We start from the raw sequence: 12,152 nt of genomic DNA, 5'->3' as shown, positions 1-12,152 counted from the left end.
CGGAATAGCGCTCGCCGTAGAAGCTCTCTTGCCACTGGCGCACCATGCCCTGCCAGCCGTTGTTGAGCACCACCACCTTCACCGCCAGGTTGTACTGGCTGAGGGTGCCGAGCTCCTGGATATTCATCAGGATGCTGGCGTCGCCGGCGACGCAGATCACCTGCTCGTCGGGGAAGGCGGTCTGAACGCCCATGGCAGCGGGCATGCCGAAGCCCATGGTGCCGAGGCCGGCTGAGCTGATCCAGCGGCGTGGGCCGGTGTGCAGGAACTGGGCTGCCCACATCTGATGCTGCCCCACATCGGTGGTGACATAGGCCTTGGGCGCCAGCTCCTGCAGCAGCGCTACCACTTCCTGGGGGGCGATCTCGCCTTCGGGAGCGGGCACCACCAGCGGGTAGTGCTGCTTCCAATTGTTGATCCGCTCCAGCCAGGCCTCGGTGCGGCCGGCGGAGTCTTCGCCGCTGCTGGCGGCCAGCAGCGCTTCGAGTGCGGCCTTCACATCGGCCACCACCGGTACATCGGGGGTGCGGGTCTTGCCCAGTTCGGCAGCGTCGATATCGATGTGGATCACCTGGGCCCGGGGCGCGAAGCCATCCAGTCGGCCGGTGACGCGATCATCGAAGCGGGCACCGGCAGCGATCAGCAGATCGCACTCGGTGACGGCGAAGTTGGCGTAGGCCGTGCCATGCATGCCGAGCATGCCCACCGCCAGGGGGTGTTGTTCATCAAAGGCACCCTTTCCCATCAAGGTGGTGGTGACGGGCAGGCGGAAGCGCTCCGCCAGCTGATGCACCTGCTGGTGGGCGCCGCAACTGATGGCGCCGCCACCCACGTAAAGCAGGGGCCGGCGGGCCTGGCGGATCAGGGCGAGGGCTGCCTCAATGGCTGAGGCTTCGGGGGCCGGGGTGGCTTTGAAGCCGGCGGGTTTGGCGGTGCCGGGCTCCACTGGCGTGTAGTCGAATTCCTCAACGCCCACATCCTTGGGCACATCGATCAGCACCGGCCCGGGGCGGCCGCTGGCGGCAATCAGGAAGGCTTCGGCCACGATGCGGCCGATGTCGCGTGGGTCGCGCACGACCCAGGAGTGCTTCACGATCGGCAGGGTGATGCCGAAGATGTCGGTTTCCTGGAAGGCGTCGGTGCCAATGGCGGCCCGGGGCACCTGACCAGTGATCACCACCATTGGCACCGAGTCCATGTGGGCGGTGGCGATGCCGGTCACCAGGTTGGTGGCGCCGGGGCCGGAGGTGCCAAAGCAAACGCCCACCTTGCCGGTGGCGCGGGCATAGGCATCCGCGGCATGGGTGCCCCCCTGTTCGTGGCGCACCAGGATGTGCTTCAGCCAGCCGCGGCTCTCGGCCTTGTGCAGCTCGTCGTAGATGGGCAAGATCGCCCCGCCGGGATAACCAAAGATGTGCTCCACCCCGTGGCGGCGCAGGGAGTCCATAAGGGCGTAGCCGCCATTCACTCTCTGCGGGTAGGCCTGGTCGGGAGAATCACCAGCGGCGGCGGTCGTTGGCGAGACAGACGTAACGGTCACGACGGCAGCTGACAGCACTCAATCTTGAACCAACCCTAAGGGCTGGCCCGGGGATTGGGCGTGCGCGTCTAGCGCCCCTGACCGCGTGCCGCCGCCATGGCCTGCAGGATCGCGGCCGGGTTCAGCCAGCGCCCGCCGTAGCGCACCCCCCAGTGCAGATGCGGGCCTGTGCTGCGGCCGCTCATGCCGACATGGCCGATCAGCGCGCCGCCGTTCACGCGGCTGCCGCTGCGCAGGGCCACAGGCCCGCTGTGGTAAGTGCCGTTCTGAACGCTGCCGCTGAGGTGGCAATAGAGATGCTCGTAAGGGCCTGATTGGATCAACAGCCCCAGCCCGCAACGGCCGTCGTCGATCACCTCCTTCACCACGCCGCCCCACCAGTTGCGGATCGGTGAGCCGAGCGGCGCTGCGATGTCGAGTCCGTGATGGGGTTCGACGCTGCCTGAAGGGCCGATGCGCTGGCCGAAGTGGCTCGTGTATCCCGAAAAAACGGCCACAGGGAACACCCCCTGGCGCCAGCGGGCATCGGCCAGGGTTGGGCCAGTCAGCAGCCAGGCTGCCACGAGGGTTGCGCTGGCGGCCTTAAAGCAATCCCAGGGAGTGAAGCGGGCCACGGCCGCTGAGCAGTTCCAGCAGGAAAGCGGAGAAGCCCAGCATTGCCAAGCGGCCGTTCCACACTTCTGAGCTGTTGTTCCAGCCCCAGGCCCATTTGTCTTGTGGGTAGAGCTTCACCTTGGTGGGCAGGGCGGCGGCTTGATCGAGATTCACCTCGGGCCCCTCGAGGGCGTGCTGCACCAGGTTGGCCAGGCCCTCAATGAACGATGGCGTGGTGTCTAGCGCGGGCACGCGGCGGAAGTTGGTGATGCCGGCTTCGGTAGCGATCTCCCGGTATTCGATATCGATCTCTTCAAGTGTTTCGATGTGCTCGCTCACGAAGCTGATCGGCACCACCACCAGATCCTTCACCCCCTGCTCCCCCAGCTCATGCAGCGCGTCGTCGGTGTAAGGCTTGAGCCACTCAACCGGGCCCACCCGGCTCTGGTAGGCCAGGGTGAAGGGATTGCTGTGGCCCAGCTGCTGCTCGAGGCGCTCCATGATCAGGCCGGCGCAGGCTTCGATCTCCTGCTGGTAGGGATCGCCCGCTTCTTCCACGTAGCTTTTGGGTACGCCGTGGGCGCTGAAGAACACGTGGGCCGTGCTGGGGTCCGGGCAGGCCTGGATCTCCTTGGCGATGAGCTCCGCCATGGCGCTGATGTAGCCGGGGTCGTTGTAGTAGCTGCGTATGCAGCGAATCGGTAGCCGTGCAAAGCCCGGATCGGCCTGGCGCAGCCGCTGCAGTTCGCGGAAGCTCGAGCCGCTGGTGCTGATCGAGAAGTGGGGGTAGAGCGGCAGCACCACCACTTCCTCCACGCCATCGGCCTTGATGTCGGCCACGGCGGATTCGGTGAACGGGTGCCAGTAGCGCATCGCCACGTAGCTGGTGGCTTCGATGCCGCGCTGGCGAAGATTGCTCTGCAGCTCGCGGGCCTGCTGCTCGGTAATCCGCCGCAGGGGTGAGCCGCCACCGATGGAGCGGTAGGCCGCCTGGGATTTGCCAGCCCGCAGGGTGCTGATCAGCCAAGCCAGAGGCTTCTGCAACGCCGGGTTCGGCAACCGGATGATCTCCGGGTCGGCAAACAGGTTGTAGAGGAACGGCCCCACGTCCTGAATCCGTTCAGGACCGCCGAGGTTCAGCAACAGCACGCCGACCTTGGCCATGCCCAGCGGTGTTCAGATGGATGTGTCGGCGAGCGTAACGCTGTTGGCCTTCTGCTGGTTCGCGTTTGGGCACCACTGGCCGTAAGGCGGCACTCTCGATAGGGTCCGCCCCATGACGGCCGCTGCCTCACAGCCCCATTCCCTCGACGGGCCGATCCGCGAGCACAACGCCCAGCTGGCTGCCAGCGGCGTGAGCTTGAGATTGGAGCGCCGTGGGCAGCGCCTCGCCCTGCGGGGTCCACTGCCCTGCCGCCAGGGGAGCTCCCAGTTGCGGGTGCAGCGCATCAGCCTGGGCCTGCCCGCCGATCAGGAGGGGCTTGAGCAGGCCCGCCAGGCGCTGCGGCGGGTGGTGCAGCAGCTACAGCAGCAGAACTTCAGCTGGAGCCAGTGGGGTGTTGCCCCTGCCGCCTCGGCGCGCTCGAGCGCAGCCCAAGGGCTGCCAGCGGCCATGGGTCTAGATGCCGCCGCTGCCGTGGAGCGCTTTGAGCAGCAGTTCTTCAGCGATCCGCGCCGGCGCCGCAATCCCGCCGGCAGCCGCACCACCTGGACCAGCGCCTATCTGCCCTATCTGCGCAGGCTGCGGCTGCAGGCCGCCAACCGTGAGCTACCCCTGGGGGAAGACCTGCTCGTGGCGGTGCTCGAGAGCTACCCGTTGGCCAGTCGGGGCCGCCAGCAGTGCGGCACTGCCCTGGCGGCTTTGGCTCGCTCGGAGCAGATACTGCTGCCGCCGGATTGGGCAGATCGCGCTGGGGGGTACGGCCTGCACGCGGCCCAGTTCCGCCAACTACCGAGCGATCGTCAAATTCTGGAGTGGATCGAGAAGATCCCGAATCCCGGCTGGCGGCTTGCTTATGGATTGATGGCCACCTATGGCTTGCGCAACCACGAGGTGTTTTTCACCGACCTCTCCGCCTTGGCTCCTGGGGGCGATCGCGTGATCCGGGTGCTGCCCACCAGCAAAACCGGCGAGCACCAGGTTTGGCCGTTCCAGCCCGAATGGGTGGAGCGCTTTGAGCTGTCGCGCCTCGGTGAAGCCCGCAGTCTGTTGCCGCCAGTGTGCACCGACCTCCGTCGCACCACGCTTCAGCAGGTGGGTCGCCGCGTGGCCGAACAGTTCCGCCGCTACGACCTCCCGCTCACCCCCTACGACCTCCGCCACGCCTGGGCGGTGCGCACCATTCACATCGGCCTCCCCGACACCGTGGCGGCCCGGATGATGGGCCACTCCGTGGCGATTCACACCCGCACATATCACCACTGGATCACCCGCCGCGATCAACAGCAGGCAGTGGATACGGCTCTAGCCCGGGCACGGGCCGCCTGAACCCGCTCCGGGTTGCCAGAGTGCTGCAGGCCATCCGCTGCAGCACCGTGCACCCTGAGCAGCCCATTCATGCCCCAGAGGCCACGCTGGATCAGGCAGCGGCTGAACTGGGAATGGGCGGTGATCTGGCGCCAGAAGCCAGCGCCGATGCCTACCGGCGCCGCATGGCCCGCCGCAAAGAGGTGCAGCAGCAGCGCGTGGGGGAGCGCAACCTCGAGAAGGGGCTGGTGCTGGTTTTTACCGGCGATGGCAAAGGCAAAACCACAGCAGCTCTTGGGCTCGTGCTGCGCACCCTGGGCCATGGCGAGCAGGTGGCGGTGGTGCAATTCATCAAAGGCGGCTGGCAGCCGGGTGAGGCCAAGGCGCTGGAGCTGTTCGGCGAGGCGCTGCACTGGCATGCCCTCGGTGAGGGCTTCACCTGGGAAACCCAAGACCGTGAGCGCGACCGCCAGCTGGTGCAGCAGGCCTGGCAGCGCTCCCTCACCTACCTCGCTGCAGCCGATCGCAAGCTCGTGGTGCTCGATGAAGTGAATGTGGCGCTCAAGCTCGGCTATCTCCACCTCGATCAGGTGCTGGAGGGGCTGGCCCTGCGGCCGCCGCTCACCCATGTGGCGCTCACCGGCCGCGGTGCCCCCGCTGCTCTGCTGGAGCATGCTGATCTGGTGACGGAGATGAAGCTGCTTCGCCATCCCTTCCGTGAGCAGGGGGTGAAGGCCCAGGCCGGTATCGAGTTCTGAAGGCCTGGGGATGCAGAAGCAACACCTCTTGAGATCGTTGGCTTCTCCAGCCACCGTGCTCAGCTGAGGTGACGGCCGCCTGGCGGACTCGCCCAGACCACTGTCCGCAATTCGGTACGAGCTGCACAAGAGTTGAACGATCGTCGGGATGATCTATCGGCGTGATGTCCGGGTGCCCCGTTTGTCGCGGCCAGCTGCAGCCGGCCTGGGCCGCCAGCGATCAAGCGCCGTGCTGCTCCTCAAGCAGCGCCAGGCTGCTGAGCAAGACCGACAACCCACTCACCAATAAGGCCCGGTGCACCATCGGCTCACGCCAGCCGCCGGGTTCTGCCACCAGCTGCTCCACCGCCGAAAGGGTGAGGCGTGCCATGACGCCGGAGTTGCGCGGTGGCTGGCCCTCGGGCTGGGAATGGGGATGTGAAGCGCCTGCCATCACCACTGAGCCGTTAGCCCATCGAAGCGCTAGCGGCCTGGCTCGGCAAGGGATCTCACGCTTGCTACTGTTCGGCCAACTGACGTGCAAGCGCGAACGGATGGCCTACCAGCGCGTGTTGCTCAAGCTCAGCGGTGAGGCCCTAATGGGCGAACAGGGCTACGGCATCGATCCGGCCATCGTCAATGCCATCGCCAAGGATGTGGCGGCGGTTGTTGCCGATGGCACCCAGCTGGCGATTGTGGTGGGCGGCGGCAACATCTTCCGCGGCCTCAAGGGCTCGGCTGCCGGCATGGACCGGGCCACGGCCGACTATGTCGGCATGCTCGCCACGGTGATGAATGCCATCACCCTTCAAGACGGCCTTGAGCGCGCCGGCATCCCCACCCGCGTGCAGAGCGCCATCTCGATGCAAGAGGTGGCGGAGCCCTACATCCGTCGCCGTGCGATTCGCCACATGGAGAAGGGCCGCGTGGTGATCTTCGCCGCCGGCACTGGGAATCCTTTCTTCACCACCGACACCACGGCTGCCCTGCGGGCCGCCGAGATCGGCGCCGATGTGGTGTTCAAGGCCACCAAGGTGGATGGGGTATACGACAAAGACCCCAACAAACACGCCGATGCGGTGCGTTACGAGAGCCTGTCGTTTCTCGATGTGCTCAGCGGCGAACTGGAGGTGATGGACAGCACCGCCATCGCCCTCTGCAAGGACAACGCCATCCCCATCGTGGTGTTTGATCTGTTCGGCGCCGGCAACATCGGCCGGGCGGTGCGCGGTGAATCCATCGGCACCAGCATCCTGCCTTCGGCCTGAGTCCCCTCCTTTTCGTCAGCACCCATGGATCTCGAAGCCAGTATGCGCAAGTCGGTGGACTCCACCCAGCGCACCTTCAACACCATCCGCACCGGCCGGGCCAACGCCTCGCTGCTCGACAAGATCCAGGTGGAGTACTACGGCGCTGATACGCCGTTGAAGTCGCTGGCTACGATCACCACCCCGGATTCCTCCACGATCCAGCTGCAGCCGTTTGACGGCGGATCGCTCGGCTTGATCGAGAAGGCGATCTCGATGAGTGATCTAGGCCTCACCTGCAACAACGACGGTAAGGTGATTCGCATCAACATTCCGCCCCTTACGGAAGATCGCCGCAAAGATCTCTGCAAGCTGGCCGCGAAATACGCCGAGGAAGGCAAGGTGGCGCTGCGCAACATCCGACGCGATGCCATCGACAAGGTGAAGAAACAGGAGAAAGAAGGCGAGTTTTCGGAGGATCAGAGCCGCGACGAACAGGAGAAGGTGCAAAAGCTCACCGATAAGTTCATCGCTGAGATCGAGAAGCTGCTGGCTGAGAAGGAAGCCGACATCCTCAAAGTGTGAGCTCCGCTCACATGCATGACGTGATTGTGGTCGGTGCCGGCGCTGCCGGTGCCGCTTGCGCCTATCACCTCGCTGCCCGGGGCCATCGGGTGTTGCTCCTTGAGGCCCGGAGCCTGCCCCGTCGCAAACCCTGCGGCGGCGGCATGGCTGCTTCCGTGCAGCGTTGGTTTCCTTTCGATCTCACCCCGGCGGTGGATCAGGTGATTGAGCAGGTGCGTTTCACCTGGTGCCTCGACGATCCGATCACCGCCGTTCTGCCTGGGGATTCACCCTTCTGGATCGTGCAGCGCTCTCGCCTGGATCAGTTCATCGGCCAACAGGCGGTGGCCGCTGGCGCCCAGCTGATCGATGCCGCTGCTGTGGAGACGATCGAGCGGGACGCCGAGGGTTGGACGGTGCTGGCCGGCGGCAATCGCTACACCAGTCGAGCGGTGGTGGTGGCCGATGGCTCCAACTCTCGCTTTGCCGCTCAGTTATCTCTGGGCAATCCCAAACCCCGTTTCGCCAGTGCTGTTGCGCTGGAAGTGGAGGCCGCCGTGTCTCAACCCAACACGGCCCGTTTTGAATTCGGCTTGGTGAAACACGGCTTCTGCTGGGCCTTTCCCCGCCGGGGTGGTTACAGCATTGGCGTGGGCAGCTTCATCGGCAACACGGAAGTGGATGCCGATGCCGTGCTCGCCCAGCTGTTACCCAGCCTGGGCCTGGCCACCGATGCCGGCGAACGGATTCAATCGCCGCTGCGGGTGTGGGATGGCCACCACCCCCTGCACAACGCGGCCGGTGCCGTGGCCGTGGGTGATGCCGCTTCCCTTTGCGATCCCTTCCTGGCGGAGGGTCTGCGGCCTGCTCTGCTGAGCGGTGTACGCAGTGCCGAAGCCCTCGATCGTTACTTCAAAGCCGATGACGGGCGCCAGGCAGGGGAGGCCCTGGCGGGCTACAGCCAGATGATGCGGCAGCAATGGGGAGAGTCGATGGCCTGGGGACGGCGCATCGCACAGGTGTTCTACCGTGTGCCCAAGGTGGGCTATCAGATCGGGATCAAGCGCCCTACAGCTCCCCAGCGCATCGCCCAGATCCTCTCCGGTGAGATGGGGTATGGCGATATTGCCCAGCGCGTGATCAAGCGGCTCATGTTCCAGCGCGGCTAGCTGTACAGCCTCAGCTGAATTTGGTGCAGTCTTTGAGCTGCCGCAGCCGCTTGTCGATCGAGCCGAGCAGTTCGATGGCGAACATCGGCGATTCCTGAACGGCGAACAGAAACTTTTCGCGGTTCATCACCAGCACCTTGCAATCGCTGAGGGCCTTGGCGTTGCCATAGCGCCGGTGCTCCGGTGTCACCAAGGCGCCGGCTCCAAACACATCACCGGCCTGGATGATCTCCTGGCCGCCCTCATCATTCCAGCTGAGTTCAACACTGCCCTCAAGCACGCCGAACATGCAGTCGCCGGTTTCTCCTGAGCTGAAGATCGGCTCACCGGCCGGAACATCCAGGACCTCGCCCTGGCTCGCCAGGGCGCGCATGGTGTCGAGAGCGTTCAACGCAGGCAACCAAACAGTGCCCCCAGTGTGGGGCAATGAGGTTAAGAACCGCTGATGGCCAGGGCTGCTCCCAGGCCGCCGCGCACATCGGCAGGCATCAAGCGGCCGTCGTGATCGGTGTCGAGTGCATCAAACACCGCATCGCTGCCCAACCACTCCTCACGGGTGATGCAGCCGTCGCCATCGAGATCGTTCAGTAGGAAGATCTCCTGAGCGGCGTGCTGGAAAGCGCTGGCCCCTTCCAGTTCGCCGAGGCGATGGGCCAGCTGGGCCTCGAGGGTTTCGATGGCCCGCGTAAAGCCGGTGATGCCTTCCTGCAGTTTCTCGGTGGCCATTGGATCCTTGTGCATCATCGCCTCGAAGCCCTGGCGATCGAGATGCAACTGTTCCTCGGTGGGGGCCGGATTGAAGGCGTTGAGCTTGCGGGTTAGCTCGCCATCGGTGTTGCGCAACTGATCAAGCAGCTTCGGTGAAATGGTGAGCAGATCGCAGCCGGCAAGCTCGATGATCTCGTCGATGTTGCGGAAGCTGGCCCCCATTACCTCGGTTTTGTAGCCGTAGGTCTTGAAGTAGTTGAAGATCTGGCTCACCGATACCACGCCGGGATCCTCGGGCCCTGGATAGCTCTCGCGGCCGGTGCTCTTCTTGTACCAGTCGAGGATTCGCCCCACGAAGGGGGAGATCAGCGTGACGCCGGCTTCAGCAGCGGCCACCGCCTGGGCAAAGCTGAACAGCAGGGTGAGGTTGCAGTGGATGCCTTCCTTCTCCAGGACCTCAGCAGCCTTGATCCCCTCCCAGGTGGAGGCGATCTTGATCAGCACGCGCTCGCGGCCAATGCCGGCCTGGCGATAGAGGCCGATCAACTTGCGCGCCTTGGTGATGGTGGCTTCGGTGTTGAAGCTCAGGCGTGCATCCACCTCGGTGGACACCCGGCCGGGCACGATCTTGAGGATCTCGGTGCCGAAGGTCACGCAGATTTCGTCGAGGGCTTCGCGCACCACCTCTTCGGCTGGAGCCGCCTTGCCGCACACCTCGCGGGATTGTTGCAGGGATCGGTCAATCAGGTTCTGATAAGTGGGGATCTGCGCCGCCGCGAGGATCAACGAGGGATTCGTGGTGGCGTCCCTTGGCGTGAACTGGCGGATGGCGTCGATGTCACCGGTGTCGGCAACCACAACGGTCATGGCAGCCAGTTGATCGAGCAGGTTGGCCATGCAGGGCCCCGGGAGATGCGCTCAAACTAGCCAGCGAATTGGCGAAGAACCGCCTCTGTCACCAAGCGGTTACCCGCTCGCCTGCCCCTCAGCCGGCCACCGGCTTGCTCGGCGGGATCTTCTCAATCACCAGCAGTGATTCGATGATCTGGCGCGCCACAGGAACCGCCACGGTGGATCCGTAGGCGTTGCCGCCCTTGGGCTCGTCGACCACCACCAGCACGACGTAGCGCGGATCATTGATGGGCAGGTGTGCCACAAAACTGGTGATGCGTGCCCCAGGGATGTAGACGCCGTTTTCGGCTTTCTGGGCCGTGCCCGTTTTGCCACCGATGCGGTGGCCGGGGATGTAAGTGCCCTTGCCGCTGCCCTTCTCCACGACGGTTTCCATCCAGTTGAGAACCGTTTGGGCGATCTCCGGCCGGATCAGTTGCAGACCCGTGGAGGGTGGTGCGGGGGCGAGGTCGTCGCCCGAGCGCAGGCCTCGTGTGATGTGGGGGCTCACCAGCTTGCCGCCGTTGGAAAGCATGGCGTGGAGCTGCAGCAGCTTCAGCGGCGTGAGATTGAAGCCCTGGCCAAAGGCAGCTGTGGCGGGCTCGATCGGCTGGGTGCGGAACGTCTCCAGACTTTTGAGCTGGCCGGCCACGGCGCCGGGCAGATCGGTGTCGGGTTTGGTATCGATGCCGAGGGCATGCAGCCAATTCCAGAACTTGGCGGGCTTGACCCGCTGCATCGCCTTCACCATCGCCACGTTGCTCGACACCTGCAGCACCGTGGGGAAATCGATCACCCCGTTGCCCTTGCGGTCGTGGTTGAAGATCGGCCAGCCACCGATGGTGAGCTGACCGTTGTCATTCACTTTGCCGGCTGGGTCGATGGCGTTTTCCTGCAGGGCAATAGCGAGGTTGATCGGCTTAAACGTTGATCCCGGTTCATAGAGATCCTGTACCGACCACTCGCGGAACAGCCCGGGCTTGTATTTCCAGAATTGATTGGGGTCGTAGGTGGGCGTCGAGGCAAGGGCGAGCAGTTCGCCGTTGCGCACATCCATCACCAGCGCCACGCCGCGCTTGGCATTCCATTGCTTCACCTGTTTGCTGAGCGCCATTTGCGCCACCTGCTGCAGGCGTGCATCGAGGGTGAGCTGCAGCCGTAGATCGTCTCCATAGAGCACCCCGGCCTTGAGCCCATCGGGCAGTGGCGTGCCATCGGCTCCGCGGCGCAGTTGGCGGGTGGCCTCGTGGCGGCGCAGATCACTGTTGCGGCTCTGTTCCAAACCCGCCTGGGGTACGCGCTCCAGATTGAGAAAGCCCACCACGTTGGCGAACAGGTTGCCCTGGGGGTACACCCGCTGGGGATAGGGCTCTAGATCGATGCCGCTGATCCCCAGTTCGCGAACTCGTTGGGCGGTTTCCGGGTCAAGATCGTTGGTGAGTTTCACCCCCGATTTACGGCCTTCCATGGCGCGCACGAGATCAGCCATCGGCAGGGCCAGCACGCTTGAGAGCTTGCGGGCCACATCCAGCGGGCTGCGCAGCTTGCCGATGTCGTCGCCGGGGAAGGCGAAATAGCGGGGATGGGCCCAGAGTGTGAAACGCTCCTCGTCGAGGGCTACCAGGCTGCCCTGGCGGTCAACGATCGTGCGGCGCCGGCCCAGGGGGGTGATGGTTTGGGTCTGCACAGCCCGGGCGCGATCGAGCAGCTCTGGGCCCTGCACCACCTGCACCCAGGCCAACCTCAGGGCCAGTCCACCCAGGCCGGCCGCCATCAGCAAGTACACCGACCAGAGGCGCCCTGTGGGCACAGGGCTGAGGGTCAACACCCGGCGTTGGCGACCGCCGCCGCTGCTGCGGGGCGCTGGCCTCCTGCTTTCCAGGCGGTGAACCGCCATCAGTATCCCGGCAGGATCTGACGGGGATTCACCTGGGCCAGCAGGGCGCGCAGGCGGGGCTGTGGACCTGTGGTCGGGGGATCCAGATACACGAGTTTCTGGCTGGAAGTGGGCTCAAGCAGGGCCGGTTTGCGCGTCATGCCCAGATGATGCTGCTCGAGCACAGCGGCAGATTCCTGCAGCCGATGCTCCAGTCTTTGAGCATCTTCCAGCCTCTGGAAGTTCTGGGTCCACTGACCTTGCCAGTGGAGGGTGAGGCCGCTCAGGCCGAGCACGGCCACGCCCAGGCCGAGCAGGCTGCCATCGGCAATCCGGTGCAGGTTACCGAGCAGGGGCGA

Annotated in this window: 13 protein-coding genes; 5 read left to right on the top strand and 8 right to left on the bottom strand. The window is 65.0% G+C overall.

What is annotated here, in order from left to right; genetic code table 11:
* From ilvB to hemH, 3 genes are all read right to left on the bottom strand, one after another.
* Positions 1-1,540, bottom strand: a 1,540-nt coding sequence (ilvB, locus tag ACIQ2E_RS07180) for a biosynthetic-type acetolactate synthase large subunit (RefSeq protein WP_398328218.1), incomplete at its 3' end; no start/stop codon positions are given.
* A gap of 68 nt (positions 1,541-1,608) precedes the next feature.
* Positions 1,609-2,154, bottom strand: coding sequence for a M23 family metallopeptidase (locus ACIQ2E_RS07175; protein ID WP_398328215.1), 546 nt, complete (start codon positions 2,152-2,154; stop codon positions 1,609-1,611).
* Positions 2,123-3,298 (bottom strand): ferrochelatase, encoded by a 1,176-nt coding sequence (gene hemH / locus ACIQ2E_RS07170; protein ID WP_398328212.1) that lies wholly within the window; start codon positions 3,296-3,298, stop codon positions 2,123-2,125. Before hemH ends, ACIQ2E_RS07175 begins: the two co-directional genes overlap by 32 nt.
* 112 nt (positions 3,299-3,410) lie before the next feature.
* On the opposite strand from hemH, the gene ACIQ2E_RS07165 reads away from it, so the two are divergent.
* On the top strand, positions 3,411-4,622 hold the full coding sequence (locus tag ACIQ2E_RS07165; RefSeq protein WP_398328209.1) for a site-specific integrase: 1,212 nt from the start codon (positions 3,411-3,413) through the stop codon (positions 4,620-4,622).
* Positions 4,623-4,735: 113 nt separating this feature from the next.
* On the top strand, positions 4,736-5,359 hold the full coding sequence (cobO, locus tag ACIQ2E_RS07160; RefSeq protein ID WP_398328221.1) for a cob(I)yrinic acid a,c-diamide adenosyltransferase: 624 nt from the start codon (positions 4,736-4,738) through the stop codon (positions 5,357-5,359).
* Positions 5,360-5,579: 220 nt separating this feature from the next.
* On the opposite strand, the gene ACIQ2E_RS07155 is transcribed toward cobO, so the two are convergent.
* Positions 5,580-5,792, bottom strand: a complete 213-nt coding sequence (locus ACIQ2E_RS07155; RefSeq protein ID WP_398328206.1) for a hypothetical protein — start codon at positions 5,790-5,792, stop codon at positions 5,580-5,582.
* Between the two features lie 100 nt (positions 5,793-5,892).
* Here ACIQ2E_RS07155 and pyrH point away from each other — a divergent pair, with 100 nt between their 5' ends.
* From pyrH to ACIQ2E_RS07140, 3 genes are read left to right on the top strand one after another with little or no spacing between them, the layout of a single operon-like run.
* Positions 5,893-6,606 (top strand): UMP kinase, encoded by a 714-nt coding sequence (pyrH, locus tag ACIQ2E_RS07150; RefSeq protein ID WP_398328203.1) that lies wholly within the window; start codon positions 5,893-5,895, stop codon positions 6,604-6,606.
* A gap of 24 nt (positions 6,607-6,630) precedes the next feature.
* A complete protein-coding gene (gene frr, locus ACIQ2E_RS07145) occupies positions 6,631-7,170 on the top strand; it encodes a ribosome recycling factor (RefSeq protein WP_398328200.1) in 540 nt (179 codons plus the stop codon).
* An 11-nt stretch (positions 7,171-7,181) separates the two neighbouring features.
* Positions 7,182-8,318, top strand: coding sequence for an NAD(P)/FAD-dependent oxidoreductase (locus tag ACIQ2E_RS07140; protein WP_398328197.1), 1,137 nt, complete (start codon positions 7,182-7,184; stop codon positions 8,316-8,318).
* Positions 8,319-8,328: 10 nt separating this feature from the next.
* Here ACIQ2E_RS07140 and ACIQ2E_RS07135 read toward each other — a convergent pair whose 3' ends face one another.
* From ACIQ2E_RS07135 to ACIQ2E_RS07120, 4 genes are all read right to left on the bottom strand, one after another.
* Positions 8,329-8,709, bottom strand: a complete 381-nt coding sequence (locus ACIQ2E_RS07135) for a Crp/Fnr family transcriptional regulator (protein ID WP_296444648.1) — start codon at positions 8,707-8,709, stop codon at positions 8,329-8,331.
* Positions 8,710-8,750: 41 nt separating this feature from the next.
* The gene (locus ACIQ2E_RS07130; protein WP_398328194.1) at positions 8,751-9,923 is read right to left on the bottom strand and encodes a transaldolase; all 1,173 of its coding nucleotides are present in this window, start codon (positions 9,921-9,923) and stop codon (positions 8,751-8,753) included.
* Positions 9,924-10,011: 88 nt separating this feature from the next.
* On the bottom strand, positions 10,012-11,814 hold the full coding sequence (locus ACIQ2E_RS07125) for a peptidoglycan D,D-transpeptidase FtsI family protein (protein WP_398328191.1): 1,803 nt from the start codon (positions 11,812-11,814) through the stop codon (positions 10,012-10,014).
* The coding region (locus ACIQ2E_RS07120; RefSeq protein WP_398328188.1) for a hypothetical protein at positions 11,814-12,152 on the bottom strand (339 nt) is incomplete at its 5' end. The genes ACIQ2E_RS07125 and ACIQ2E_RS07120, both read right to left, overlap by 1 nt.

This window comes from Vulcanococcus sp. (assembly GCF_044369115.1).
Taxonomy (GTDB): domain Bacteria; phylum Cyanobacteriota; class Cyanobacteriia; order PCC-6307; family Cyanobiaceae; genus Vulcanococcus.
Note: the sequence above shows the minus strand (reverse complement) of the source record. Positions and strands in the feature narration are given on the sequence as shown.

Excerpts from the sequence above, each read along its gene's own strand:
- hemH (WP_398328212.1), bottom strand. The coding sequence starts at position 3,298 with ATGGCCAAGGTCGGCGTGCTGTTGCTGAACCTCGGCGGTCCTGAACGG.
- ACIQ2E_RS07165 (WP_398328209.1), top strand. The coding sequence starts at position 3,411 with ATGACGGCCGCTGCCTCACAGCCCCATTCCCTCGACGGGCCGATCCGC.
- cobO (WP_398328221.1), top strand. The coding sequence starts at position 4,736 with ATGGGCGGTGATCTGGCGCCAGAAGCCAGCGCCGATGCCTACCGGCGC.
- ACIQ2E_RS07155 (WP_398328206.1), bottom strand. The coding sequence starts at position 5,792 with ATGGCAGGCGCTTCACATCCCCATTCCCAGCCCGAGGGCCAGCCACCG.
- pyrH (WP_398328203.1), top strand. The coding sequence starts at position 5,893 with ATGGCCTACCAGCGCGTGTTGCTCAAGCTCAGCGGTGAGGCCCTAATG.
- frr (WP_398328200.1), top strand. The coding sequence starts at position 6,631 with ATGGATCTCGAAGCCAGTATGCGCAAGTCGGTGGACTCCACCCAGCGC.
- ACIQ2E_RS07140 (WP_398328197.1), top strand. The coding sequence starts at position 7,182 with ATGCATGACGTGATTGTGGTCGGTGCCGGCGCTGCCGGTGCCGCTTGC.
- ACIQ2E_RS07130 (WP_398328194.1), bottom strand. The coding sequence starts at position 9,923 with ATGGCCAACCTGCTCGATCAACTGGCTGCCATGACCGTTGTGGTTGCC.
- ACIQ2E_RS07125 (WP_398328191.1), bottom strand. The coding sequence starts at position 11,814 with ATGGCGGTTCACCGCCTGGAAAGCAGGAGGCCAGCGCCCCGCAGCAGC.